Annotated in this window: 22 protein-coding genes and 1 pseudogene; 12 read left to right on the top strand and 11 right to left on the bottom strand. The window is 72.7% G+C overall.

The features are described 5' to 3' along the window. Positions 1-16 precede the first annotated feature (16 nt). On the bottom strand, positions 17-592 hold the full coding sequence (locus WME82_RS21415; RefSeq protein ID WP_437873225.1) for a prolyl hydroxylase family protein: 576 nt from the start codon (positions 590-592) through the stop codon (positions 17-19). Between the two features lie 123 nt (positions 593-715). Between WME82_RS21415 and WME82_RS21410 the strand changes: the two genes are divergently transcribed. The 3 genes from WME82_RS21410 to traA all read left to right on the top strand — a co-directional run bounded on the left by WME82_RS21410 (position 716) and on the right by traA (position 5076). After that, positions 716-2008, top strand: a complete 1293-nt coding sequence (locus WME82_RS21410; protein ID WP_438044300.1) for a helix-turn-helix domain-containing protein — start codon at positions 716-718, stop codon at positions 2006-2008. 25 nt (positions 2009-2033) lie between these two features. Then, positions 2034-3578 carry a hypothetical protein gene (locus tag WME82_RS21405; protein ID WP_438044299.1) on the top strand — a complete coding sequence of 515 codons (1545 nt, stop codon included), beginning with the start codon at positions 2034-2036 and terminating at the stop codon, positions 3576-3578. 196 nt (positions 3579-3774) lie between these two features. Beyond that, positions 3775-5076, top strand: coding sequence for an outer membrane exchange protein TraA family protein (traA, locus tag WME82_RS21400; protein WP_438044298.1), 1302 nt, complete (start codon positions 3775-3777; stop codon positions 5074-5076). Between the two features lie 56 nt (positions 5077-5132). On the opposite strand, the gene WME82_RS21395 is transcribed toward traA, so the two are convergent. After that, positions 5133-5621: a type II toxin-antitoxin system RatA family toxin gene (locus tag WME82_RS21395; protein ID WP_438044297.1), complete on the bottom strand. Its 489-nt coding sequence runs from the start codon at positions 5619-5621 to the stop codon at positions 5133-5135. A 49-nt stretch (positions 5622-5670) separates the two neighbouring features. Between WME82_RS21395 and WME82_RS21390 the strand changes: the two genes are divergently transcribed. From WME82_RS21390 to WME82_RS21375, 4 genes and pseudogenes are all read left to right on the top strand, one after another. Beyond that, positions 5671-6264 (top strand): Uma2 family endonuclease, encoded by a 594-nt coding sequence (locus tag WME82_RS21390; RefSeq protein WP_438044296.1) that lies wholly within the window; start codon positions 5671-5673, stop codon positions 6262-6264. 191 nt (positions 6265-6455) lie between these two features. Further along, positions 6456-6580, top strand: a pseudogene (locus WME82_RS21385) (serine hydrolase); the annotation flags it as partial. Positions 6581-6837: 257 nt separating this feature from the next. Further along, positions 6838-8346, top strand: coding sequence for a metallophosphoesterase (locus tag WME82_RS21380; RefSeq protein ID WP_438044295.1), 1509 nt, complete (start codon positions 6838-6840; stop codon positions 8344-8346). 239 nt (positions 8347-8585) lie between these two features. Continuing rightward, positions 8586-10670, top strand: a complete 2085-nt coding sequence (locus WME82_RS21375; protein WP_438044294.1) for a hypothetical protein — start codon at positions 8586-8588, stop codon at positions 10668-10670. A gap of 49 nt (positions 10671-10719) precedes the next feature. Here the strand turns inward: WME82_RS21375 and WME82_RS21370 are convergent, their stop codons facing one another. Both WME82_RS21370 and WME82_RS21365 read right to left on the bottom strand, forming a co-directional pair. Continuing rightward, positions 10720-11109 (bottom strand): response regulator, encoded by a 390-nt coding sequence (locus WME82_RS21370; protein ID WP_438044293.1) that lies wholly within the window; start codon positions 11107-11109, stop codon positions 10720-10722. Then, a complete protein-coding gene (locus WME82_RS21365) occupies positions 11106-13982 on the bottom strand; it encodes an ATP-binding protein (RefSeq protein ID WP_438044292.1) in 2877 nt (958 codons plus the stop codon). The genes WME82_RS21370 and WME82_RS21365 overlap by 4 nt, the downstream gene beginning before the upstream one ends. A 131-nt stretch (positions 13983-14113) precedes the next feature. Between WME82_RS21365 and WME82_RS21360 the strand changes: the two genes are divergently transcribed. Genes WME82_RS21360 through WME82_RS21350 form a run of 3 tightly spaced genes read left to right on the top strand, consistent with a single transcriptional unit; the run spans position 14114 to position 17036 of the window. Then, a complete protein-coding gene (locus tag WME82_RS21360) occupies positions 14114-14239 on the top strand; it encodes a hypothetical protein (protein WP_437747321.1) in 126 nt (41 codons plus the stop codon). Next, complete coding sequence (locus tag WME82_RS21355) at positions 14236-15222, top strand: hypothetical protein (protein WP_438044291.1); 987 nt, start codon at positions 14236-14238, stop codon at positions 15220-15222. Before WME82_RS21360 ends, WME82_RS21355 begins: the two co-directional genes overlap by 4 nt. Then, positions 15219-17036, top strand: a complete 1818-nt coding sequence (locus tag WME82_RS21350) for an ArnT family glycosyltransferase (protein WP_438044290.1) — start codon at positions 15219-15221, stop codon at positions 17034-17036. The genes WME82_RS21355 and WME82_RS21350 overlap by 4 nt, the downstream gene beginning before the upstream one ends. Positions 17037-17042: 6 nt before the next feature. Here the strand turns inward: WME82_RS21350 and WME82_RS21345 are convergent, their stop codons facing one another. The 4 genes from WME82_RS21345 to WME82_RS21330 form a co-directional block, all read right to left on the bottom strand. Next, positions 17043-18518, bottom strand: coding sequence for a hypothetical protein (locus tag WME82_RS21345; RefSeq protein WP_438044289.1), 1476 nt, complete (start codon positions 18516-18518; stop codon positions 17043-17045). 64 nt (positions 18519-18582) lie between these two features. Next, the gene (locus WME82_RS21340) at positions 18583-18798 is read right to left on the bottom strand and encodes a hypothetical protein (protein WP_272099673.1); all 216 of its coding nucleotides are present in this window, start codon (positions 18796-18798) and stop codon (positions 18583-18585) included. Positions 18799-18916: 118 nt separating this feature from the next. Next, positions 18917-19933: a tetratricopeptide repeat protein gene (locus WME82_RS21335; protein ID WP_437873213.1), complete on the bottom strand. Its 1017-nt coding sequence runs from the start codon at positions 19931-19933 to the stop codon at positions 18917-18919. A gap of 163 nt (positions 19934-20096) precedes the next feature. Continuing rightward, on the bottom strand, positions 20097-20549 hold the full coding sequence (locus WME82_RS21330; protein ID WP_437747316.1) for a hypothetical protein: 453 nt from the start codon (positions 20547-20549) through the stop codon (positions 20097-20099). A gap of 183 nt (positions 20550-20732) precedes the next feature. Between WME82_RS21330 and WME82_RS21325 the strand changes: the two genes are divergently transcribed. Continuing rightward, positions 20733-21065 (top strand): hypothetical protein, encoded by a 333-nt coding sequence (locus WME82_RS21325; RefSeq protein WP_437747315.1) that lies wholly within the window; start codon positions 20733-20735, stop codon positions 21063-21065. A gap of 124 nt (positions 21066-21189) precedes the next feature. Here the strand turns inward: WME82_RS21325 and moeB are convergent, their stop codons facing one another. Together moeB and WME82_RS21315 are read right to left on the bottom strand one after the other, a co-directional pair. Next, positions 21190-22353 (bottom strand): molybdopterin-synthase adenylyltransferase MoeB, encoded by a 1164-nt coding sequence (moeB, locus tag WME82_RS21320; protein WP_437747314.1) that lies wholly within the window; start codon positions 22351-22353, stop codon positions 21190-21192. Positions 22354-22555: 202 nt separating this feature from the next. Beyond that, positions 22556-24106, bottom strand: coding sequence for a hypothetical protein (locus tag WME82_RS21315; RefSeq protein WP_438044288.1), 1551 nt, complete (start codon positions 24104-24106; stop codon positions 22556-22558). Positions 24107-24203: 97 nt separating this feature from the next. Between WME82_RS21315 and WME82_RS21310 the strand changes: the two genes are divergently transcribed. Further along, positions 24204-24917: a cob(I)yrinic acid a,c-diamide adenosyltransferase gene (locus WME82_RS21310; RefSeq protein WP_437747312.1), complete on the top strand. Its 714-nt coding sequence runs from the start codon at positions 24204-24206 to the stop codon at positions 24915-24917. A 21-nt stretch (positions 24918-24938) separates the two neighbouring features. Here the strand turns inward: WME82_RS21310 and WME82_RS21305 are convergent, their stop codons facing one another. Then, positions 24939-25736 carry a CDP-alcohol phosphatidyltransferase family protein gene (locus WME82_RS21305; protein WP_438044287.1) on the bottom strand — a complete coding sequence of 266 codons (798 nt, stop codon included), beginning with the start codon at positions 25734-25736 and terminating at the stop codon, positions 24939-24941. Between the last annotated feature and the right edge of the window lie 36 nt (positions 25737-25772).

Genomic DNA, 25772 nt, shown 5'->3' with positions numbered 1-25772 from the left:
ACGCGCGGCGCTGGCATCACCCGCGCCGGTACATCACGTCGCTGCGGAGGACGTACTTGCTCCCCCGTGTCACGGCGGCGCCGCGGTGGAGCCGGCGGTGCTCGAACAGGAGCGCCATCCCGCGCCGCGGGGCGATGCTCCGGCCGCCCCAGAAATCGGTCGTGCCGCCCTCGAAGTCGTCGTTCAGGTAGATCATCGCGGTGAACAGGCTCCGCTCGCCGCCGGATCGCACGAACGACCCGTCGCCGTGCCAGTTGAAATATTCGCCCTCGGTGTAGCGATAGTAGCGGAAGCGCTCGTTCAGCCCGACGGCGCGATGGAGGCCGAAGCTCGGCGGCGTCCAGGGCGCGAGCCGCTCCCAGAGGCTCGCGGCGAGGTCCGGATCGTCGATCATGACGCGGCCGTTCTTGCGCACCTCGAGGTTGATCACCTCGCTGCCCCCGATCGGCGCCTGCTCGAAGCCTCGCGCCTCGGCGAGCGCGATGAAGCCCTCGCACTCCTCGGGCGACAGGACGTTCGTCACCGTGAAGATGCGGAGATCGTCGGTGTAGTCGGTGCACTGGGCGGTCCGTTCGGCGTGCAAGGTGCTCATGCGTGAAGCGTGGGTCCGGGCGGACCGGATCCGGAAGGGCGGGATCCGGGCAGGACCGGGCAGGACCGGGCAGCGCGGTGGACAGGAGAGCGCCGCATCGCCGATGATCGAGCGCTCGCACCGATGGCACGGGTCTCCAGGGCGGGCCGCGGCGCGGAGCCCGCGGTCCGCTTCAACCACACGCTCCTCCAGCGGACGCGGCTCGACCTCGACCTGACGCAGGAGCAGGTCGCCGCGTCGATCGGCGTCGACGTGCGGACCTACCGCCGCTACGAGTCGGGCGCCGTCAACGATCCGCGGCTCGGCTTCTCGGTCCGGAGCCCGTCCCGGCGGCGCATCATCGAGCGGCTCGGCGCCGAGCTCGGCCTCGTCGAGGCGGAGCTGCTCGTCGTCGAGGCCGAGGCCGAAGCCGCGCCGGCGGCGGATCCCGCCGCAGAGGAAGCGGGTGCGCCGAGCCGGGCCGCGGAGGCGCCCGCCGGGGCGGGTGAGGCGCCCGACGAGGAGGCAGCGGAGAAGGCGCCGGCCGGCGCGCCCGCGCCGTCGCAGGGAGCCGCCCCGGCATGGTGCCCGCTGCACGCGCACACGCTCCAGCGAGCGCGGCACTTCGTCGGGCGCGCGGAGATCCTCGATCGGCTCGCCGCGTGGGCCGACGGCTCGCCGCCGCGCCCCCGGGTGATCGCGCTCCTCGGCGTCGGCGGGGCGGGCAAGACCGCGATCGCCGAGCGCTTCCTCCAGGGGCTCGGCGACGCCCCGCGGCCCGGTGGGGTGCTCGTCTGGAGCTTCTACGACGACCCCAGGACCGAGGCGTTCCTCGATCAGGCGGCGGCCTACTTCGCGCCGGGCGCGGGCGCCTCGGGCCCGGCGGCGCCGCGGCCTCAGGCGGCGCCCGGAGAGCAGCTCGCGCGGCTGAAGGCGGCGCTGGGGCAGGGGCCGCCGCACCTGCTCGTGCTCGACGGGCTCGAGACCGTGCAGGCCGAGGGGGGCGCAGGGCGCGCGCACGGCGAGCTCCACGACGCGCTCCTCCGGCGGCTGCTCTGCGCGATCGCGTCCGGGCTCGGCGGCGCGCGGGCGCTCGTCACGTCGCGCTTCGAGCTCGCGGATCTGTCCGCCTGGGCCGAGGGCGGGCTCGCGACGATCCGGCCCGAGCCGCTCTGCGAGGGCGACGCTGCGTCGCTCCTGCGCCGCTGGGGCATCCGCGGCGATGACGGCGCCCTCGGCGCGCTGCTCGAGACGACGGGCGGCCACGCGCTGTCGGTCGCCGTCGTCGGCTCCTACGTGGGCGCGTTCCTCGGCGGCGACGCGGGGCGGCTCTCCGCGGCGCAGGCGGCGCACCTCGCCGAGGCCGAGCAGGACGACGTCCTCGCCCGCCGCCTGAGCTCGGTGCTGTCGGCCTACGCGCGCGCTGCCGCCGGGTGAGCGGGATCTGCTCGCGCGCCTCTCGGTGTTCCCCGGCGGCGCGGGCGAGGAGGCGCTGCTCCAGCTGGTCCGGGCCGGCGGCGAGATCGCGGGCGCCATGGTGGGGTGGGGCGCCGCGGAGCTCGCGCGCGGGCTCGCCCGGCTGGAGCGGCTGGGGCTCGTGTTCGCGGCGCGCCCGGGCGAGCGCTGCTACTCGACGCACCCCTTCGTGCGGCAGCACTTCAAGTCGCTGCTCGGCGTGCCGCCGGAGCGCGTCCACGCCGCGGGGAGCGCCGCGCCGCCGCCGCGCCTCGACGAGGCGCCGCGCCGGGCGCCGCGGGAACGCGAGGCGGTCGACGCGTACGAGGCCATCCTCGCCGAGCTGCTCGGCGCCGGGCGGGCGGGCGAGGCGTACGACATCTACGCGCTCGCCCTCGGCGGCTTCGCGCACCTCGGGCTCAAGCTCGGCGACATGGCCCGCGGCGCCCGTATCCTGCGCGCGTTCGCCGGCGGCGACGACCCCCGCGGCATGCCGGCCTCGCTGCCCGCGCGGGTGCGCGCGTCGCTCGCGTACGACGCGGGGCTCTACGCGGGCGCGCTCGGGGATCTCGCGTTCGCCTGCGCCTGCTACGAGGCGCACAACGAGATCGCCGGGGCGCTCGCCGACCCGGCGCCGATCGCGACCGGCCTGCGCACGCTGGCGTATACGGAGCGGCTGCGGGGCGACCTGACCGGCGCGCGCCGCCTGCTCGAGCGGTCGGCGGAGATCGCCGGCGGCGCCGCGGGGGGCGCCCGCCGCGCCGCGGACCAGGTCCACGCCGTGCGCGCGCTGGCGCTGCTCGCCGCGGTGCTGCACGACCTCGGCGAGGTCGACGCGGCGGGCGAGCGCTTCGCGCGCCTGCGGGCGCTGGGCGACGCGCCGGTGGCGCGCCGCGCGCTCTGGGAGGCGGAGCACGCGCTCGCGCTCGGGCGCCGCGACGAGGCGCGCGAGGCCACGGAGCGGAACATCGCCGAGTGCAGGCGGAGGGGATGGGAGGGGCACGTCGCGCACGGCCACACGCTGCTCGGCCTCGCGCTGCTGGACGGAGGCGAGGGCGGCGACGGCGACGGCGACGTCGCGTCGGCCGAGGCGCACCTCGTCGAGGCGCGCCGCTGGGCTGCCGCGACGGGCGAGGTGGAGGTCGCGCTGCGGTGCCACGAGCTCGCGGCGCGGATCGCGCTCGCCGCTGGCCGGCTCGACGACGGCGCGCGGCAGGCGCTGGAGGGGCTGCATGTCGCGGAGGCGTGCGGGTTCGGCCCGTTCCGCGCCCGGCTCGCGGTCGTCGCCGCGCGGTGCGCGCTCGCGCGCGGCGCGGGGGCGGCGGCGTCCGCGACGGCGCTCGCCGACTCGTCGGTGGCGTGGGCGGGTGAGGACGCGTGGGCGAGGGCGGACGCGCTGCACTGGGCGGGCGTGGCGCGCGCGGCGGCGGCGCGCGGCGAGGAGCGCGCGCGAGGGCGGGAGCTGCTCGCCGAGGCGGCGGCGCTGCGGGCGCGCCTGCGCCACCCCGGGGCCGGAGCGTCGCGGGAGGCGCTCGCGCGGCTGGGCGGATGAGGGCGCGCCCCGCGCGCGCGCCGGCGACGAACGGAGCGCCGCGGGCGGACACTCCGCTGCTCGCTGTCGGGATCGTGCCCGCGAAGGGGATTTCTGGGCTCCGCGTTACGAGCGCGGGATAACGTGACGTGCCGTGAATCGCGGGTCGCATGCGAGCGGCCGCGTAGTTGCGCTGTTTTCCTTGCCAGGAGCGACCATGTTCCACCGACGTCCCAAGCTGACGATCTCTTTCGTGCTCGCCCTCTCCACGGCGCTGGGAGCACCGGGCTCCGCGAACGCCGAGCCAGTGATCATCGAAGGAGGTCCAGTAGCTCCGCTCCCCGCCGAGGCAGGTACGGGCCTGTGCGGCGCGCAAAGGCCATCGTCCGCGCCAGATGTCGACTTCTGGGTTCCGACGAGCGACACGGCGGGCTTCATCGAGAAGATGAGCACGTTCTTCGACGCGGGGCAGGAAGAACTCGTGAGCTCCGTGGTGCGCACACCGCTCGATCTCTCGAACAGGTACGACGCCGGGAGCGAGGCGAGCTTCGGCGATTTTCTGGACGCTGTCTCCGACTGCCCGGCAGGAGGGTGCGACTTCGTCGCGAACGAGCCCGACGTGGCGTTCGGCATGCGGCTGCGCGGGTACCTGGCCGTGCCGCCCGACTACGTCGAGCAGCCTGTCCACATTGGCATTTACGCCGACGACGCCGTGGCCCTCGTGATCTACGACTCGGCCCAGGCCCCCTATCCTGTGCTGGTGCAGCCACCCGCGCTCGGCGCACCCAGCTGGCGAATGACGAATACCGTCACGTTCGCCGAGCAGGGCCTGTACCCCGTCGAGATCCTCTATGCCGCGATCGCCGAGCATTCAGAGCTCGAGGTGTCGCTCCTGGTAGGCGAGTTCGCGGATTTTCAGCTCAAGGCCGGCGAGGCGGGCAGCACGAACCTCGCCGAGTCCGGCTTCACGCTCCTCGAGCCGGCGGCGTTCCATCGGAGCGTGGCGGGCGACGCCCCCGCGTCGGACGAGGACGCCTGTGCGCAGTGCGGCCGCGAGTTCATCGGCCAGAGCGGAAACACCGGCTGCGAGGCGGGCTCCTACTGCAACGACGCCGCGCTGTGTGCGCCGTGCGCCGTCGACGCCTTCTGCGGGCCTTCGTGCAACCCGTGCAGCGCGCAGGCGCCGCGCTGCGCCCTCGTGGAGGGGACGCCGGCGTGCGTCGCGTGCGTGGGCGACGCGGACTGCGATGACGGCGAGGTCTGCGACCTCGAGGCGCACGCCTGCGTGGCGCCGCCCGGCCCCGACGCGGGCGCCGGCGGGGGCGGCGCGGGTGGGGGTGGCGCGGGTGGGGGCGGCGGCGGCGCGGCGTCCGAGCCAGATGCGGAGGACGACGACGGCGGCTGCGGGTGCCGGGTCGGCGGCGAGGGGCGGCAGGGCGGCGGGCTCGCCTTCGCGCTCGCGGGGCTCGGGCTCGGGCTCGCGGGCGCTCGTCGCCGGACGCGCGCGGCCTCGCGGTGAGCGGGTCCACGGAGCGCGGCTCGCGCTGAGCTCCTGCGGCGCGGCCTTGCCGCGCGTCAGACGGCTGCCGGGCCGCGCCTCGGCAGCCGCTGAAGGATGTCCGTCGTCTCGGCGCTCTGCTTGAGCCCGGCGAGGCGCTGCACGATGTCGCGCCTCAGCACGGCCGCCATCACCGGCTCCAGCACCGGGGCGAGGGCCTGCGGGCGCGCGGTGAAGTTGTAGCGGAACGTGACGCGGGTCTGCTGCGGCGACAGCGCCTTGAAGAGCCATGCGCCAGAGAACTGGCGGAAGATCCGCGGCCCATCGACCATGGTGATCGCCACCTGCTCCGGCGGGTTCAGGGTGATGTAACGGGCCTCCATGGACAGCCCGTTCTTCGCCCGCACCCACACCCGCACGCCGACGGCGGGCTCGGTCGCGCCGTCGCGGTAGCGCATCTCGCGGAGGAACGGGTCCCACTCGAGCCGGAGAGCGTAGTCCTGGGACAGCGCGAAGAGCTCGTCGGCGGCGGCGTCGATCTCGGCGGTGCTCTGGATCGTGGGCATGGCGCCGAGGATAGGGTCGTGACGCGCTGGCGTGGCATACTGCCGGACCATGAACGAGCCGGCGCGCAGGATCGTCGGGACATACGCTGAATATCTCGAGCAGGAGCGGGCGAGCCCGACGAAGCACGAGTTCCTGAACGGCGAGATCTTCGCGATGCCAGGCGGAACGCCGGAGCACGCGCGCCTGTGCGCGAGCGTTGGCGCCGAGCTCCGGGCGCAGCTCCGCGGGCGGCCCTGCGCGGTCTACTCCTCCGATCTGCGCGTCCGGGTCCAGGCGACCGGGCTCTCCACGTACGCTGACGTCAGCGCCGTTTGCGGGAGGCTCGAGTGCGATATCGAGGACAAGGACGCGGCGCTCAACCCGATCGCCCTGGTCGAGGTCCTCTCCGAGAGCTCGGAGGCCTACGACCGTGGGCAGAAGTTCGCGCACGGCCGGCGGATCCCCTCCCTCCGGGAGTACGTGCTCGTCACGCGGCACGAGCAGCGCATCGAGGTGTTTCATCGCAACGAGGACGACTCGTGGACGCTCCGGGAGGCCCGCGCTGGAGGGGGCGCGCATCTCGAGGCGATCGGGTGCGCTCTGTCGGTCGACGAGGTTTACCGAGACCCGTTCGCCCAGGTCGCGACGGAGGCAGAGGGGTGACCCCAGTATTCGTGATGAGCCTCGCCACATCGGCTGGATGAGCGGCTTGAGCGAGTGGTTGCTCGACACCCCTACCGCGCCGCGTGCGGCCGAAAGCGCCCGTGCGGCGCGGCACGGAACACCAACCCGGTCCTGACAGCCCCCCTCACGAACGGGAGTTGAGCGCGCCGAGGTGAGGGTGACGCAAGACGACCACCCGTCTGCAGCTCGTCGGCGAGGGCGAGGTCGATCTACGCGCCGATCGAGACCCACCAGCCGGACCTCGTGCGCGCCGACGGCATCGACGGCCGCGAGATCACCGTGCGTCAGCTGCTGTACGGCGAAGCGGGCGCCGAGCAGGCGTACATGGACGTCCTCGACCTCGTCGATACCGCCCTGTGCGAGTGACGGCCCGGGGGCGCTCGCGCACGCCGACCGGCGGCGAGCCGGCGGGCGCGTCGATGCCGGCCGAGCCGTCCGCTCGCCCGGCGCTCGTCCTCCTGCGAATCGTCGCGGCACGCGGCTTGCGACGCGCGCGGGGTGGGGGACGCGGCCGCTGCTCATGGCGAGATCGCTCCACCCTGGAGCAGGGCAATGGATGGCGCAGCCAGGGATATCTTCGTCATCAGCGATCTGCACATCGGTGACGGCGGCGCGCGCGACAACTTCGAGGCAGGCAAGAAGACGTCGCAGCTGCGTGCATTCCTCGACCACGTGGGCAGCGAGGGGGGCGAGCTCTTCATCCTCGGCGACCTCTTCGAGCTCTGGCAGATGAACCTCAGCCTCCTGTTCGTGAAGCGGCGGGCGCTCCTCGACCAGCTCGCCGCGCTGAGGCTCGTCTACGTGCCCGGCAACCATGACGTCGATCTCGTGCACTTCATCGAGACGGACCTCCTCAAGCACCCCTTCTTCGCGTGCATGCGCGCGCCGTTCACCCGGGAGCTCGGCGGCAAGCGGTTCCACTTCTGCCACGGGCACGAGACCGATCCGTTCAACGCCGGGGACGAGCCTGGCTTCGGCCGCATGTTCTCCATCCTCGCCGGCGTCGCCGAGGACGAGAACGGCTCTCCTCTCCTCAAGGGCGGCGAGAGCGTGGAGGACGTCCTCGAGCAATTCGGCGACTCGATACTGACGATCTGGAAACGCACCCTGGCGACGATGAGCCAGCGCGTGACCGAGGGGGACCCGTCCCCCAGCGGGGCATTGACGCCGGCGCAGAACCCGGACCGGCTCGGCGAGCACGTGGTCGGGGTCCGCGCGGAGCTCGACACGGGCGCATACGACGTGGCTGTCCTCGGGCACACCCACAAGGCAGGCTCTATCGGTGACTGGTATTTCAACAGCGGTTCATGGGCCGGGCCTCTCAACTCGTTCCTTCGCATCTCTCCGGACGGACATGTCCGCTATCTGGAGTGGAAAGACGGTCGCGCCGTCGAGCGCGGGATGCCCCTCGTGCTCCCGGATGCGAAGCCCGATCGCGCACGTTCGGCGACGAAGAGCCCGGTCGCCGCGGCCCTCTCCGCCGCGAGGACGATCTTCCCGAAGCCGACGCGCCCGGAGCGCTCCCGATGGATCCTCATCGCGCAAGGCGCCCTCGCGCTCTCCGTGGGCGCCGGCGCACTGACGATCTCCGTCGGTCAGGGGTCCTCCGCGGGGTGGCGCCTGCTCGTCCTGGCCTTCGCTGCCTACGCGCTCGTCGATGGCGCCCTGTCGCTCGTCGGTGCGTTGCGGGAGCCGCCCATCCGACGCCTCCTCTCCCGCGTGCGCGGCGTGGCGAGCCTCCTCCTAGGCCTCGTCGTGCTTCGTCGCGGTCACGTGGTCGAGATGTTCGTGGTCCTCGTGGGGTTCTTTGCGTTCATCTCCGGCGCGCTGCGCGTCGCGGCGTCGATCGTGCTCAAGGGAATGGTGGAGTCGAGGTGGCTCTTCATCGTGGGCGCTGGCTCGACGCTCGCCGGCCTCGTCCTGCTGCTCTTGCCCGCGTCGGCGGTGCCTCTCAAGTTCGTGCTGGCCGGCTATCTCTGTTACTACGGGGCAGGGGAGCTCCTGGCAGGCGTCTTCGGGCAGCGGCTGCCCAGGGCGGCGGGCGTCCGTCCCTCCGCATGAGGCCGCTCCCGCGCCGCCGGACAACGCTCCTTCCTGCCCGCGCGTAGAAACACCCCCTCTCCGGGCGCCATTGATCTACGCTCCTGCGCGTCTGGCAGTCCGGCGGCCGATCGCGCGGGGAGGCGTTCTCGCGACGCGACCAGGGTGCCGGGCGCTCTCGCGGCGCGCCTCCTCGCTCTCGCTGGCCTCCCGGCCGCCCCGCGCGCCTCGCAGGTCAAAGGCCCCTCGGAGCTGCAGCCATGAAGATCTCCCTCCCGATCCCGCCGTCCCGCCGCGCCCCGCTCGGCGCCCTCGCCGGGCTCGCCGCCCTCGCCGCGGGCGCCGCCTGCTCGGCTCCGCACCCCCCTCTGCCGGCCGAGCCGCCGCCGGCCGCGCCACCTGCGCCCACGCCCACCCAGGCCGCGCCCCAGGCCCCGCGCTTCGATCAGATCCCCCGGCTCGAGCTCAACCGCATCGCCGTGGAGCTCGATCTCCCGCTGTTCTGGATCGCCGACCGCAACGGCTCGGGCGCCGTCGACCCCGACGAGGTCTCCGCCCTCTGGCGCCACACCCCGGCGCCGACCTGGGTCGCCTCCGGGGCCTTCACCCCGGCGTTCACGTCGGCTTATGCCGCGATGACCCAGGTCAAGGCCGAGGGTCACCTGCGCGCTGGCCTCGACGAGGCCGAGGTGCGCCGCCGCGATGCCGTCCTCGCGGAGCTCGCGGCCGGCCGCCCCTCGCTCCTCCGGTCCGACTTCCGCGGCGCGCCCGCCGAGGATCGCGCCATCGTCGGCCACCTGCTCAAGGTGGCCGAGCTCATCGAGCAGATCCACGCGAAGCAGCTCGGCTCCGCCGGCATGGCCGACAAGATCCCGGCCGACGACCCCGCCAGCCGGGCGTTGTTCTGGCGCAACCAGGGGCCCTGGTGCCAGCAACCCAGGACGCGCGACGATCCGAGCTGCAGCGCGCTGCCGAGCAGGCCGCCCCGCGTCACCGGCGTCTATCCGGCGCGCCTCCAGCAGGACAAGAAGTTCTGCGCCGCGCTCGAGGCGCGCCCGGATCAGAAGGCGCTCCTCTCTCCCTTCACCGTGGTGGTCGAGGAGCGCGGCGCCCTCAAGGCCGTGCCTTACAGCGAGGCCTACAAGCCCGAGATGGAGGCGGTGAGCCGGGAGCTCAAGGCGGCGGCCGAGGCGATCCAGAGCCCGAGCGAGGCCGCCTTCAAGGCCTACCTGCTCGCGGCGTCGCAGGCGTTCCTCGACAACCGCTGGGAGATCGCGGACGAGCCCTGGGCGAAGATGAACGCCGAGAACTCGGCGTGGTACCTGCGCGTGGGGCCGGACGAGACCTACTGGGAGCCGTGCAGCCGCAAGGCGGGCTTCCACGTGAGCTTCGCGCGGATCAACCAGGAGTCGCTGACCTGGCAGAAGAAGCTCGATCCGGTGAAGTCCGACATGGAGACGGCCTTCGCGAGCCTCGCGGGCGCGCCGTACAGGGCGCGCAGGGTCGCTTTCCACCTGCCCGACTTCATCGACGTCCTCTTGAACGCCGGCGAGTCGCGCGCCGCGACCGGCGGGACGTCAGGGCAGAGCCTGCCGAACTGGGGGCCGGTAGCGACCGAAGGCCGCGGCCGCACCGTGGTCATGGTGAACCTCCTGCAGGACGACGACAGCCGCGCCGCGCTCCGGGAGGCCGCCGCCTCGCTCCTCTGCAAGACCACGATGGAGAGCGTCTCCCTCGAGCGCCCCGTGGCCGCGCTCGGGACGGTGCTGCACGAGGCGGCCCACAACCTGGGCCCGGCGCAGGGCTACAAGGTGCAGGGCAAGACCGACGACGAGCTCTTCGGCGGGCCGCTCGCCGTGATGCTCGAGGAGCTCAAGGCCCAGACGGGCGCGCTCTTCTTCACCGGCTGGCTCGCGCAGAAGGGTGTCCTCGACCCGGCGCTCGCCCGCATGTCCGAGGTGAGGGACGTGATCTGGGCGCTCGGGCAGGCGGGGCAGGGCATGTACACAGCGGGCGGCGAGCCGCGGCCGTATGGTCACCTCGCCGCGATCCAGCTCGGCAGCCTGCTCGACGCAGGAGCGATCGGCTTCCACCGCGGCGAGACCGCGGCGAACGGCGCGGACAAGGGGTGCTTCTCCATCCAGTCGGACAAGCTGCCCGCCGCGGCGGAGGCGCTCGCGAGGACGGTGCTCGGGATCAAGGCGCGCGGCGACAAGGCCGGCGCGCTGCGCCTCCGCGAGACGTACGTCGAGAAGGCCGGCGCCTGGAAGGCGCTCCGCGGCGTGATCGAGGAGCGCATGCAGCGCATGCCGCTCGGCAGCGTCGTCTACGCGATCGAGCTGTAGCGGGTCGTCCCCCTGGGCTCCGCGCTGGCATCCATGCCGAGCCGCGCGCTCAGCGGACCGCAGCCCTGACCAGCCGCAGCAGATCGTCGAGATCGACGGGCTTGCGGACGATCCAGAGCGCTCCCTCCTTCGAGCAGCGCGCGGCGGCCGCGTCGGAAGCGTGCGCCGTCACCACGATGACCGGCAGGTTCGGGTGGAGCCGCTTCAGGGCGGCCAGGGTCTCATCGCCGCCCATGCCTGGCATCCGCAGGTCGGTGATCACCAGATCGAACGGCTCGCCCTTGACCTGCTCGACCGCCGCTTCGCCGGTCGCTGCGGTAGCGACGTCGTACCCCTCGAAGGACAGGACCGTATCCAGTGCCTCTCGGATCGCCGGCTCATCGTCGATCACCAGGACCCGCGGCCTGCTGCCCGGGGGCTTGCTCGGCTGGTCGTTCACGTCGTGTCCCCGTCGGGGCCTCGCGCGTGAGACGCGGGCAGCCACATGCGGATCGTCGTCCCCGCGCCGAGCTCGCTCTCGACGCGGATGTCGCCGCCGTTTTCCTGGATGAACCGATGCGTCAGCGAGAGCCCGAGGCCGGTCCCCTTTCCCGGCGGCTTGGTGGTGAAGAAGGGCTCGAACAGGCGGTCCAGGTGTTCGGGGCGGATACCACAGCCGGTGTCGTGCACCTCGATCTGCACCCCCTCGATGTCCCTGCAGGGGAGGGGGTGAGCCTCGACCTCGACGGTGCCGCCGCGCGGGGTCGCATCGATCGCATTGCCGATCACGTTGAGCAAGGCGGAGTCCAGCTGCGCCGGATTCACGAGCACGGTGGGCAGCGGCGCCGCGGTGGAGCTGTTCACCTTGAGGTGGACGGCGCGCTCGCGCGCCCGCGGCGTGGAGAGCTCGTACGCGCGGCGGAGCGCGGTGGACATGTCGCACGTCTCCCGGCCGATCGTCTTGCCGCGCGAGTAATCGAGCAGCGCTCGCGTGAGGTCTGAACAGCGGTGGGCCTGCTGCTCGATGGTGCGCAGGACCTTGAGCAGCAGGCGCTCATCGGGCATCCCGTGGCCGTCGCGCTGCCGCTTGAGGACGAGCTGGGCGTTCATCAGGATGATGGCGACCGGGTTGTTCAGCTCGTGCGACAGCCCCGCGACCAGGGTTCCGATCGCCGCCATCTTGCCGGCCTGGACGAGCTCTTCCTGCGTCTCCGAGAGCCTCTTCAGGGCCGTCGCGAGCTCGCTGTTCTTCGCCTCGAGCTCCTGGTAGGCGCGGTGCAGGCGCTCGGCCGCGCGGACCCGCGCCTTGAGCTCCAGCGGATCGAACGGCTTGACCAGGTAGTCATCGGCGCCGACCTCCAGCCCTCCCACCGTCTCGGCGCGGCTCGCCCTGGCCGTCAGGAGAATGATCGGGATAGAGCGGAGGTCGGGCTCCCGCTTGAGCTGCCGGACCAGCTCGAAGCCGTCCATTTCCGGCATCATCACGTCCGATACGATGACGTCGGGCCGGCTCGCTTTGACCGCTTCGAGCGCCTCGCGGCCGTTGGTCGCCAGCGCGATCTCGTACTCGGCCAGCAAGATGTCCTCGATGTAGGACCGCATGTCCGGGTTGTCTTCCACCACGAGCAGGCGCGGCGCGGGCTCGGTCCGCCGCACCCCGGCGCCGCTCGCGCTTGCGGCGCGCAGCTCGGACTGGGCGAAATCGCCCGCGCCGGCGCGCGTTGCATTCGCGCTCGTCCGAACCGGCGAGCCAAGGGGCGGCGGCGCGATCCGAGGGGCCGCAGCGCGCGGCAGCCGCACGAAGAAGCGAGAGCCAGCGCCGGGCTCGCTCTCCACGCCGAGGGTGCCGCCCATCAGCTCCGTGAGCTCTTTGACCAGCGACAGCCCGATCCCGGTCCCTTCGTGCTTGCGCGTCATCGACGCGTCGATCTGCTGAAACCTCTGGAACAAGAGGTGCATCTTGTCCGACGGGATGCCAGGACCGGTGTCCTCGACGCAGAGCTCGAAGACGCCGTCGCGCGGCCGCAACCCGACCGCGATCCGACCCCCCGGCGGGGTGAACTTGAGCGCGTTGCCCAGCAGGTTGAGCGCGATCTTCTCGAATTTGCGCCGATCGAGGGGGACCGTGTCCAGCGCGGGGTCGACCTCTAGCGCGAGCTGCAGGCGGCCCCGCTCCGCCGCTGGCCGAGCTTCTTCCACCAGGTCGGCGACGAGCGTCGTCACGTCGACCGCCTCCCAATCGAGCACCATCTTGCCGGCCTCGATCTTCTGGTAGTCGAGCACGTCGTCGACAAGCCGGTGCAGCCGCCGCCCGCTGCGCTGAATGCGCTCCAGGTGCGTCCGCACCTTCGGCGACAGCGGCTCGTCCGGGCTCGACAGCAGCGACTCGAGCGGCCCGAGGATCAGCGACAGCGGCGTCCGCAGCTCGTGGCTCATCATCGTGAGGAACTCTCCCTTGGCGCGGGCAGCGGCGTCCGCGGCCTCCTTGGCCTTGTGCAGGTCGAGCTCCATCTGCTTGCGCTCGGTGATGTCGGCGTAGATCCCGAGCAGCCCCGTCACCTCGCCGCTCTCGTCGCGGATGGGCACCTTGCTGGTGAGCAGGACCCGCCGCTGGCCGTCCGGGCGGAGCAGGGGCTCCTCGATGTCGAGCATCGGGACGCCTCGCTCCATGACCTCGCGGTCGATCTTCACGAAAGCGGCCGCGTCCTCCCCCATGCCCCAGACGTCGAAATCGGTCTTGCCCACCAGGTTCTCCAGGACCCTTGTGTGGGTGTCGTTGAGGAAGTTCTGGTTTCCTCCGAGAAACCGGCCCTGTCGATCTTTCCAGAAGATGGCGTGTGGGACATTGGCGATGACGTATTTCAGCACCGCTTGCTGCTGGTCGAGCACGTCCAGCGCCCGCTGTCGTGCGGTGATATCGATGCACGTGGCGAGGGCGCCAGTGACCTTGCCGGCCGGGTCCCGCAGGGGGATGTAGCGAGCCTCCAACCAGCCTTCCGGCATCTGCCCGACGGTCGTCACCGCTCGTCCCCCGAGGGCATGGCGCGCGTTCTCGGTGACGCACGGGTAGGCGGCGAACACGTGGAACACGGAGCGGCCCACGCGCTCGCCAGGCTTCAGCCCCAGGGCTTCGAGCCCGCGCCCCTCGAAGAGGGTGATGATCCCGCGCTCGTCGAAGGAGAAGAGCGCGAGCGGCGCATGGGTGAGCACAGTGCGCAGTCGCGCCTGGACATCCACCGGCGTCGGGGCTCGGGAGTTCGATCCACGGGCGGCGCGCGTGCGGGGGAGGTCGACATGGCCGACCTCGGCGGGTTGGCGGGAACGGTACGACATGGTTTTGTGGGGTAACCAACATAAGACCGGCGCCAGGGACGTTTAAGCTCCACACCGCCAGAAAACCGGCCGCGGGGCAGGCGCCATCCGTCGCGTTTCCTCCACAATTTCCATCGTGTAGGGCTACCGACGTGATGGACCTCATCCGCCGCGCCGCGCTCGCACCGTCGTGCTACAGGCCCGAGCCGGTGATCGCCGTCTCCGCGCTGCTCTTGCCGGCGGCACGCGCCGATCGGCTCGCCCGGAGGACGGCGTGACCTCGGCGCAGCTCCATGAGACGGCCCCGCCCGCGGGCGAGGCGGCGAGCGCGCGCGGCCGGCGCCGCGCCCTCGGCCTGCTCGCCCTCCTCGGCCTGCCGGCGCTCGGCCTCGGAGAGCTCGTGGCGCACGTGTACTTCAGCGAAAGCGCTCCGGATTTCGACGCCTGGCGCGAGGTGGGGGCGCCCCTCGCGGCGATGAAGCAGCCGGGGGACCTCGTGGTCGTCGCGCCTGGATGGGCCGATCCGGCCGCGCGCCGCGCGCTCGGGGACGAGCTGATGCCCTTGCGCGACGCCGCCCGGCCCGACGAGAGCCGCTACGCGGCCGCGGTCGAGATCAGCGTCCTCGGCGAGCGCGCCGAGGAGCTCGCGGGCTTCCGCGAGGAGGCGCGGCAGGAGCGCGGCCCCTTCGTGCTCCGGCGCCTCGTGAACCCGTCGCCCGCGCGCGTCGTCTACGACTTCGTCGACAGCGTCGCGCCGGCGTCGGCCGACGTGCGCGTCACGGATCCTCCGGCCGCGTGCCGCTGGAACCCGCGCGCGCGGATCGTCGCCGGCGGGCTCGGCGGGAACCCGACGTTCCCCGCCGAGCGCTTCGAGTGCCCCGGCGGCCCGTTCTTCAACGTGGGCGTCACGGTGATCGCGGACGAGGAGTTCCGCCCTCGTCGGTGCATCTGGTCCCACCCGCCGAGGGACGGCGAGATCGTCACGCGCTTCCGTGGCGTCCCGCTCGGCTCGGTGATCCGAGGGCACGCGGGCATGTACTGGATGATCGAGCGGGAGCGGCGGGGCGCGCCGGTCACGCTGTCCGTGCGCGTGAACGGCGAGACCGTGGGCGAGGCGACGCACGCCGACGGCGACGGGTGGGCGACGTTCGAGTTCCCGCTCGCCGCCCACGCGGGCGCGGCCGAGGCGGAGGTGGAGTTCGCCGTGAGATCCGCCGACTTCACGCACCGCCACTACTGCTTCGAGGCGGACACCCGATGAAGCGCTCGGCGCCCCTCGCGCCCGCCGACGGCCTGATCGCGCTCGCGTTCGCGGCGGCGTACGTCGCCCTGCTGCTCGCGACCGCGGGTGATCTCGGCTACGCGCGCGACGAGGGCTTCTACTTCTTCGCCGCGAACCGCTACGGCGCGTGGTTCCAGGCGCTCCTCGAGGCGCCGCGCGCGGCGCTCGATCCGCGGAGCGTCGACGCCGCCTGGTCGGTGAACCACGAGCACCCCGGCCTCATCAAGTCGCTCTTCGCGCTCTCCAACCTCGTCCTGCAGAAGCGGCTCGGGCTCTTCGCCATGGAGGGCACGAGCTACAGGTTCCCCGCGATGGTCCTGTCGGGCCTGGGGGTGGCGCTCGTGTACCTCTGGGGCACACAGGCGCGCGATCGGCTCGCCGGCGCGGTCGCGGCCGCGCTCTTCGCGATGCTGCCGCGGTACTTCTACCAGGCGCACCTCGCGTGCTTCGACGCGCCGATCGTGACCGTGTGGGCCCTGTGCGCCTACGCCTACTGGCGCTCGCTGCGGGACGGCGGGGCGCTGTGGCCCGTGCTCACCGGGGTCGCCTTCGGCCTCGCGCTCGACACGAAGCACAACTCCTGGTTCTTGCCGATCGTCTGCGTCTCGCACGCCGTCGGCATGGAGCTCAGGGACCGGATCGTCGCGCGCGCGAGCGCGGCGAGGGCGGCGCCCGCGGCCGCGACGTCGCCTGCGCGGCCCGGCGGCGTCCGGCGACCTCTGGCCGCGCTCGCCGCGATGGCGACGATCGGCCCTCTCGTCTTTTACGCGCTCTGGCCGTGGATCTGGCGCGACACGCTCCCGCGCCTCCGCGAGTACGCGTCGTTTCACCTGAACCACGAGTACTACAACATGGAGTTCCTCGGCCGGAACTACTGGACGCCTCCGATGCCGAGGGCCTACGCGCCCGTGATGACGGCGGCGACGGTCCCCGTCGTGACGCTGGGCCTCTTCGCCGCGGGGCTCTGCGCGGCAGCGCGCGAGCGCCTCCTCTATCCGCTCGCGTGCGCGGCGGCGCGGCTCGCCCCCGAAGGCGGGAGGCTCGCGCTCGCCGCGGAGCGGGCGCTCGCCGCGCGGCTCCGCCCGCCCGCGGACGATCCTGGCGGCACGGCGCTCCTCTGGTTCCTCGCCATCGCCGCGGTGTACGGCGCCTGGCTCTCCCCGAGCACGCCGATCTTCGGCGGCACGAAGCACTGGATGACGGCCTACCCGTTCATCGCCCTGTTCGCCGGCGCCGCGTTCTCCGCCGCCGTGCGGCGCGCGCGCGTCGGTCTACGCGCGCTGCTGCTTTCCCGGCGCGCGCGCGGATCCCGCGCGCGGACCAGCTTCGCCGCGCGCGGCCCGCTGGTCCCGGCGCTGCTCGGGGCTGCGGTGGTCGCGGCGCCCATCGCCGAGACGCTGCACGCGCACCCGTGGGCGCTCTCGAGCTACACGCCGCTGGTCGGCGGCGCGCCCGGCGCGGCGAACCTCGGGCTGAACCGCACGTTCTGGGGGTACACCACGGGCGCGGTCGTCGCGTACCTCAACGAGCACGTCCCACCCCGAGGGACGGTGTACATCCACGACACCGCTGGCCCGGCGTGGGAGATGTTGCTGCGCGACGGGCGCCTGCGAGAGGACATCCGCGGCGTGGGGGCGGTCGCGGGCGCGGACTTCGCCCTCTACCACCACGAGAAGCACATGCTGGGGCAGGCGTATCAGGCGTGGGTCGCGTTCGGGACCACGAGCCCGGATCACATCGCCGGACCCGATGGCGTGCCCGTGATCCTGGTCTATCGCAACCGCGCCCGCTGAGCGCGATCAGCGCTTCTTCGCCGCCGCCTTCTTGGCGGGGGCCTTCGCCGCCTTCTTGGCGGGGGCCTTCGCCGCCTTCTTGGCGGGCGCCTTCGCCGCCTTCTTCACGGAGGCCGGCGCCGCGGCCTTCCCGGTCGCCGCCTTCTCCGCCGGCGCGCTCGCCTTCTTGGTCGCGGCCGCCGGCTTCTTCGCCGGCTCCTTCTTCGCGCCTCGGACCGCCACGGCCCTGGGCTTGCTCGCCGCGGGCTGCTCCGTCGCCGGCTCGGCCGGCTTGCGGGGCTTCTCCCGCGGAGCGGCCTTCTTGGAGGGCGCCTCCTCCTCGTCGAGGTCCTCGTCCTCGTCGTCGAGGTCTTCTTCCTCCTCCTCGTCGAGGTCTTCTTCTTCCTCCTCGTCGAGGTCTTCTCCCTCCTCGTCGAGCGCCTCGCTCTCGTCCTCGTCGTCGAGGTCTTCGTCCTCGTCCTCGTCCTCGCTCCCGTCGTCGAGGTCTTCGCTCTCTTCCGCCACCGCCACCGGAGCAGGCTCGCGGCGTCGCGACGGCGGGGCGTCGTTGCGCAGGGGAGCGGCGGCCGGCTTCCGGGCAACGTCGAGCTCGTCGAGCGGGTCGCCGAGCACCACCGCTATCTCACGCTTGAAGTCGGTCATGTGACTGTCGACCTCGAGCGCATCTTGCTCGGACAGCGGCGTGAGCTTGAGCTTGAGGACCCGATCGCCCGCGAGCTCCCATGACGCGGCACAGCCGCCCTCGCGCAGCATCCTCGAGGCGATGGAGTCGATCCGCTGGCGCAGACCGCCGCGCGCCCCGGCCTCGATCTTGCGCTGCAGCTCGAAGCGGCGCTCCATCACCGGGAGCGTCACCACCTTCGCCTCGACGAGATCGGAGAGCTCGTCGGCCACCGCCTCCTCGATCTCGAGCCGCGCGTCGGGGTCGCTGCTCTCGAGCGAGAATGTCGCCTCGCGGAGATCGGGATCGTAGCCCGTCAGCTTGCCGCCGGCGCTCTGGGCCGCGCGCGTCAGCGACTCGCGCAGCACCTGCGCCGGCGCGCGCTTGCCGACCGTCGAGGCGACGTACCCGAGCGTGTCCAGGCGCACGTGCACAGGGCCGTCGTCCTCGAGGCCGAGCTCGGGACGCGGCCCGAGCAGCGCGTCGCGCATCACGCGGAAGACATCCCGCTTGATCACGTTGTCCTCGGTGAAGATGTCCTCGACGTGCTCGGACTCCATCAACGTGCTCGTGAGGCTCGCCACGAGCTCCTCGACCTGGTCGTCGATCTCGTCGGTGCCGAACGTGGTCGTGGGCTCTCCGTCGACGAGGGCCCACGGCTCGAGCCGGGGCGTGATGGCCGCGATGTCCGCAGCCATCTTGTCCTCCAGCTCGCGCGCGAGCGCCGTCGCGCCGCCCCTGGCCACGAGGATGTGCCCGTGCGCCTTCAACGCGTCAACGATGCTCGTGGAAAGTCGGCGGGAGAGATTGCGCTCGTTCACGAGGCGCGCAGCTTACACGGTTTGCGCGGCCTGGCGATATTTGAAGACCGCGGATCGGCCGTGCTCAGGGGTCGTTCTCGATCACCTTGATCAGCACGCCGCCGATGCGCTCCGGGATGACCGCGCGCGCCGCGTCGGCTCCTCCGGACCGGATGCTGACGCGGACGATGAAGCCCACCCCGTCCTCCCGCTCGACCCCGATGCCGACACACCACGGCTCGCCGCTGATCTTGGCCTTGAGCTCGTCCTTGGCCCGCCGGGCCGATCCCACGTCGCTCATCTCGTTCACCTCTCCTGAATTGGAGCGCGCTCTAGCAACCTCTCGCGCTCACTCGCTGGTTCCGACCGCCAAGACCTGCCACGTCGCGGGCGCGTCGGCGACGCCCGCGGCGCCCGCCTCAGAGGTGCCTGCGCGCGATCTCGGCCCACGTGCCGGTCGGCTCGATCTCGAGGTACCTGCGCCAGCACGGGCGCGCCTTCGTCGGATCGCCGATCTGCTCGTAGGCCATCGCGAGGTTGTAATAGGCGTCCGCGAAGCGCGGATCGCTCCCGATAGCGCCCTGGAAATAGCGGATGGCATCGGCCGCCTGGCCGCGCTCGAGCATCACGTAGCCGAGGTTGTACTGCGCCTCCGGCTGGGCCGCGTCGAGATCGAGCGCCTTCATGTAGAGCGCCTCCGCCTGCTCCTCGGCGTTGCGCCGGAAGCAGATGTTGCCGAGGTTCGTGTAGGCGATGGCCAGCCACGGGTCGATCTCGAGCGCGCGACGGTAGAGCGCCTCGGCCTCGTCCATCGTCGCCGGATCCTCATCGAGCTGGCTGGCCTGCATGTAGAGCTCGTAGGCCGTGCGCGCGCGCTCCCGACCCACCTTCGGGCGGAGCACCCGCACGACGTCGTCGCGCAGCTCCTTCACCTCGAAGTCGAGCACCATCTGCCCCGTGAGCGGCTCGAACGCGCCCGACGCGCCCCGGACCACGACCGCCTTGCCGTCGAAGGCGACGCGGAGCTCGGCGAGGGGGCGCGTCACCTTGGGGAGCGCGGTTCGGATGTTGTCGATCGCCCGCGCGACGTCGCGCAGGCGCACCTTGCGGGCGATCAGGTCGCGCGCGGCGCGCAGCGCGATCAGGTCCGAGAAGGTGTACGCGCGCCGCCCCCGCCGCCGGCCGCTCGGCGCCGCGATGCCGGCGCGATCGAGCGAGCGCAGTCGCCCGGGCGAGATGCCGAGCAGCCGCGCGACCTCGGTGCCGGTGAACATGTCGGTGACCGGCTCGCGGGCGCCCGGCGCAGGGAGCGGCGCCTCTGTCGCGTCCGCCCGCGGCGCAGGCGGGGGCTGCGACACCCGCCCGCCACCAGGGCCGAACACGACGTGGATCACCTTGTCGGAATTTCCGGAGGCGGAACGGTCCTTCTTGCTCATCGCAGCGTCACCGGCTCCGCGCCGAGGATCGGCGGAGGCAGAGCGCGTCGTGGGGAGCGTACCCCGCCTCGCGCCGGAGTGCTCCCGTTCTCCACGTGGACACGCGCGTCAAGGGGGCACGGCCCGCGGTCGCGGTCTCGTCGGGAAGGTCCTTGCATCGCCGTCACGCGCGCGCCGTCCTGTCCGTCGTTATCAGCACGCGCGCCGTGACGTCCACGGTCAGCGCGAACGAGACCGCCGCGGCGTGCGGCGCGAAGCCGCAGCGGATCTCGGCCTGCATCGGCCCGAGCGGGCCCCCCGCGCGCGCGGCGGCTTCTCGGTGCGCCACGCGGAGCGCCCGCAGCCTGAGGTGAGGGTCGAGCGCGAGCGCCCGATCGAGCCGCGCCGCCAGCGGCGCGTCCGGCGGCAGCGCGACGTGCAGGCTGGTCGACCCGTAGTAGACGAGCGCGCCGCCCTCGTCGCGGGTGCTGCCCTCGCTCAGCACGTCGGCGCTGTCGAACAGCGCGTGGAGGCGCCCCGCCGAGCAGGTCACGAGCTCGATGTGCCTCCGCTGGAGGAGCGGTGGACGCTGGACCTTCGCCAGACCGGGACCGGGTAGACGCTCGCTGCGCGACATGGCGATCGCGATCGTGGCACCGCTGCGCGCTGCGTCCCAAAAGCGCGCGGAGATTCGCACAAAGTTGCTGCGGCACCTGATTTCGTGCGGGACGCCGGGGGCCGCGCGGCCGCGACGAATTTGGCCACGCGCGGCGCGCCTTGCCACGATGCGTGCCGCGCCGAAGGGCGCGAAGGAGCGAGTATGGACTACACCGGCACGGACCGCCGCAAGCACCGGGTCTTCATCACCCGCAACACGGAGTATCACGTCCGCGACGACATCTGCGTCGCGGTCCGCGATCGGGCCGCGCGCAAGTTCAGGCCAGCCCACCTCGCGCTGCACCTGAAGCTCCAGGGCGCGGTTCGGATCAACCCGAACGGCGTCGTGATCCCGGAGCCGCAGAACGCGCGCGTCGGCAGCCCCATCTATTTCACCCAGATGGATCACGACGGAATGGAGCGGCAGATCGTGACGAGCCGCGTGGAGGCGATCGAGCGGCCCGAGAAGGCCACGGTGCTCCAGTACCCCTCGTGACACAGCGGAGCGCCCGGCCGCGCGGCGCGGGCGCTCGTCGTCGTGGACGCGGTCCTGGTCGTCGTCGTGCACGCCCCGCCGCGCGGGCGCTCGTCGTCGAGCGCGCCGCGCGTGGCGCGTCCGCTCAGCCGAGCGCGCAGAAGCCTTCGTAGTCGATGTAGCTCGTGATGGTCGGCGACTCGCCGCAGACGGGGCAGTTCTTGTCGCGGCGCAGCTTGAGCTCGCCGAACTTCATCCGCAGCGAGTCGTAGGTGAGGAGCCGGCCGATGAGGGGCGCCCCCTTGCCGAGGATCAGCTTGACCGCCTCGGTCGCCTGGATGATGCCGATGATCCCCGGCAGGATCCCGAGCACGCCCGCTTCCTGGCAGCTCGGCGCGAGGTGGGCGGGCGGCGGCTCGGGGTAGAGGCACCGGTAGCAGGGGCCGACGCCCGGCATGAACGTCGTCACCTGGCCCTCGAAGCGGAAGATCGAGCCGTGCACGACCGGCTTCTTCTTGAAGACCGAGGCGTCGTTCACGAGGTAGCGCGTCGGGAAATTGTCGCACCCGTCGACGATGATGTCGAACTGCTCGAAGATGCGGTCGACGTTGCCGCTGTCGACGCGCTCCTGGAACTTCACGACCTTCACGTCGGGGTTCAGGTCGCGGATCGCGGTCTCGGCGCTGTCGACCTTGGGCTGGCCCACGCGCGAGGTCGCGTGGAGGATCTGCCGCTGGAGGTTCGAGTGGTCGACGACGTCGGCGTCGACGAGGCCGAGCGTCCCCACGCCGGCGGCGGCCAGGTAGAGGGCCGCCGGGCTACCGAGGCCGCCGGCGCCCAGCAGGAGCACCTTGGAGGCGAGCAGCTTGGCCTGCCCCGCCTCGCCGACCTCGGGCAGGAGCAGGTGCCGGGAGTACCGATCCCGCTGCGCGTCCGTGAGGTTGGGCGGCATCTCGACCGGGTAGGCCATGTCCTTCCAGCGGGAGAAGCCCGGGTTGGCGCTCTCCACGTTGGTGTAGCCGAGCTCCTGGAGCGTCTTCGCGGCGAGCGCCGAGCGCGTGCCGCCGGCGCAATAGGCCACGATGTGGGCCGACTTGTCCGGCAGCTTCTGCTCGACTTGGATCTCCAGAAAGCCTCGCGGGATCGAGATCGCGCCCGGGATGAAGCCGGCGCGGTACTCCTCCTTCTCACGCACATCCAGGAGCACCATCGGGACCTTGTCGTCGAGGCGGCGCTTGAGCTCAGTCAGCGAGAGCTCGCGGATGGACTTGCGGACGTCGGAGATGAGGTCGCTATAGGTCGTAGGCATCGTGGCTCCTCAGGGATGGAGAGACTTAGGTGCCCGGCGCTACGAGTCAACGACGGACGGCCGGCGGTCGAGAATTGTGGCCACGCGGGCAGAGCGAGCGCCGCGCCTGTCGGCAGGGGCGAGGCGCGTCGGCTCGGCCTGCCGGCGCGGCGCAGCCAGCCGCTCGGCGGCGGCCGGAGGGCTGGGCTCCGCCAGGGCGGAGCTAGCGGCTGCGGGGCAAGAGATCGGGCCGCGATCGGAGCGAGGCGAGGGGCTCCTCCTTCTGCATGCCCCCCTCGCACTCGATGCGCGCGACGCGACCTGCGGGCGGCACGTCGATGATCGTCGCCGGCTCGTTCTCCGACTTGCAGAGCGCGAGCACCTTGGTGCCGGGGGCGAGGCGCCCGCTGCGGAGCTGCTTGCGCGGCAGCTTGATCTCGGCGTCGTCGGCGAGCCGCCGGACGGTGATGTCGGCTCCCTGGACGTCGCTCACCACACCGAGCTCGAGCGTCGGCTGCTTCTCGCGGAGCGGGCCCCACACGCGCTCGCCCTTCAGCTGGTCGTTCGGCGGCAGCCAGTCGACGGTCGGCTCCTGGGCGAGGCGCGGCAGCGGCACCCACCCGATCGCGACGTCGAACGCCGCCGTGACCACGGCCGTGCCGGGGTCGACCTCGGTCACCAGCGCGCGATCCTTGGTCTGGCCGATGACCCACACGGGCGTCGAGGGCAGGAGGCTGCGCGTCGGCTCGCCGTCGCTGTCCGACGCGGGCGAGACCGCGACGGTGCCGTGAGACCAGCGCTTTTCCGGCTTCTTCATGGGCTTCATCCGGACCTTCCGCGCCTCGACCCACGCCGCGAGGGCGGCGCGCTTCCGCGCGAGCAGCTCGGGCAGCGCGCCGCTCCCTGGCAGCTCGGCCGCGTCGGGCGCGGGCGCCTCCCAGCGCAGGAGCGCGATGGTGGCGTCGAGCTGTTCGAGCGTGGCTGCCGCGTCCTGGGTGCCGAGCGCCCTGCCGGCGAGCTCGGCCAGCCGTGGCGCCGCGGCCGCGCGGACCCGCCCGAGGATCGCGCGCCCTTGCTCCTCGGAGGTGTCTCCACGCTTCACGGCGGCGTCGATCTTCTCGACCACGCTCGCCCAGCGTCCGGCCGAGACGTCCGCCTCGACCTGCCCATAGAGGACCTCGGCGATGGTGGCGTCGAGCTCCGCGGTGAGCCGGTCCGTGGCGGCGTCGCCGAGGACCGCCCTCGTCGGCGGGGCCGCGAGGAACGCGCGCGCCTCCGCGAGCTTGCCGGCGATGGTCGCGTCGTCGACCTTCCTGCTCGCGCACGCCGCGGCCTGCGACGCCACGAGCCGCCGGACCTCGTGGGTGAACGCCTCGCTCTTCAGCTCGTCGATCCGCGCCGACAGCTCGTGGAACGCGGCCTCGCACTCCTTCTGGTCGAGCAGCTCGGCGGCGTCGTTGGCCCAGACCTTCGCCTCGCGCCTGTCGACCTTCTCGCGCAGCTCGCCGATCTGGTACCGGTGCGAGTCGACGCCGAGCCCGCTCGCCTTGTCGAGCAGCCCGCGGGCGTCGGCGTACCGCTTGTCGGACAGCGCGCGGCTCGCCTCGTCGACGCGGCGCTGGCTCTCCGCGATGCGCGCCATCTCCGCCGTGACGGCGGGCTTCGGCGCCGGTCGCGCGGCCGGCTCGGCGGCGCAGCCGGCCGCGACGGGGATCGCGGCGAGGACGAGTGCGATGGAGACGGGATGACGGAGCGGCGGCCCTGCTGAGCGCATAGGGACAGGACTGTTCCACTTCCCCCGGAGGATCGTCAACATCGCCTCCGGCGGCGTTTCTTGACCCTCGTGCGCTGAGGCCTTACGTGAGCTCCCCGTGAGCGACGACGATACGCGCGGGACGGGTGCCCAGACGCCGGACGCCGGGGAGAGCGGCGGCGCGCGCGTCTTCAAGGCGCCGAAGATCACGATCAACCGCGTCTACACGCGGCAGGGGGACGGCGGGCTGACCCGGCTCGTCGGCGGGCAGCTCGTCCCGAAGGACGACGCGCGGATCGAGACCTACGGCACCGTCGACGAGCTCAACGCGCTCGTAGGCGCCGCCCGGCAGACGTTGATCGAGCTGCTCCCGGGGGCGCCGAGCGAGGGCGCCCAGCGCCTCGTGGAGCTCGGGCGCACGCTGCTCCGCGTCCAGCACGAGCTCTTCAACCTCGGGTCGATCCTCGCGACGCTCCCGGAGGACGTCCACCCGAAGCAGCCGCGCGTGACGCAGGCCGAGATCGATCTCCTCGAGGCCGAGATGGACCGCTGCCAGGTCGAGCTGCCGCCGCTGCGCTCGTTCGTCCTCCCCGGCGGCTCGCGGCTCAACACGGACCTCCACGTGGCGCGGACGGTGTGCCGCCGGGCGGAGCGCTGCTGCGTGCGACTCGCCCAGGCCGGCCACGCCGATCCGCACGCGGTCCGCTACCTGAACCGCCTGAGCGACGCGCTCTTCGTCTGGAGCCGCTGGGCGGCCGCGCTCCTCGGCACGCCGGAGCTCCTCTGGGAGCCCGACGCCTCGGCGAGCGGCGGCAAGGCGCCGCCCGCCTGAGCCGCGCCGGCCTGGCCGGCATCACAGCGGCGCGCTCGTGGCCTTTCCGCCGCGGAGCAGGCGCGGGTGCTCTCCACCGGAGCGCGCGGTCGTCCTCGGCTCGGGCAGCGCCGCCGCGTCGGCGGCCGCGAGGGCGGCGCGCGTGCGCTGCACGAGCCGCAGGCCCGCGGCGAGGCCGACGCCTGCCACGAGGGCGAGGCAGGCGAGCGTGATCGGGAAGGGGAGGGCGCCGGTCAGCCGCGTGGTCGGCACGGCCGGACCGAAGACGAGCGCCGCGACGAGGTACGTGAGCCGCTCGTGCCGGCGCATCAGCCCGTCGGGCAGCGAGATCCGGTAGGCGTCGGCCTTGGCGCGCGCGTAGCTGACGAGCGACGAGGCGACCATCGCGACGAGCGGGATCGCGAGCGCCGCGGGGTGCTCTCGGTAGAAGACGGCGAGGCCGATGAGCGGCGCCGCGTCGGACAGGCGGTCGAGGCACGAGTCGAGCACCGCGCCGGCGCGCGACGCCCTGCCGCCTTCGCGCGCCACCATGCCGTCGAGCGCGTCGAGGACGGCGCCGGCGATGAGCAGCGCGGCGCCGGACCGGAAGCGGCCGGCCGCGAGCAGCGGCGCGCAGGCGAGCGACAGGCCGAGCGAGAGGTAGGTGAGCGCGTCCGGCGAGACGCCGATGCGCACGAGCGCGCGTGCCGGGGCGTGGAACGACCAGTAGAAGGCCTCGACCACCGGCCTGGGGAGCAGCGCGCTCCCAGGAGAGGCGCCGAGCCGCGGCATCGCGGGTCGGCCGCGGCGCGCGACGCGCACGGCGTAGGCGCCGAGCACGGCTGTGCAGATTAGGATCGCAAAGGCGCAGGGGAG

It is taken from the genome of Sorangium sp. So ce128 (genome assembly GCF_051525245.1).
GTDB lineage: Bacteria > Myxococcota_A > Polyangia > Polyangiales > Polyangiaceae > Sorangium > Sorangium cellulosum_B.
This window is presented reverse-complemented; position numbering and strand designations above follow the sequence as displayed.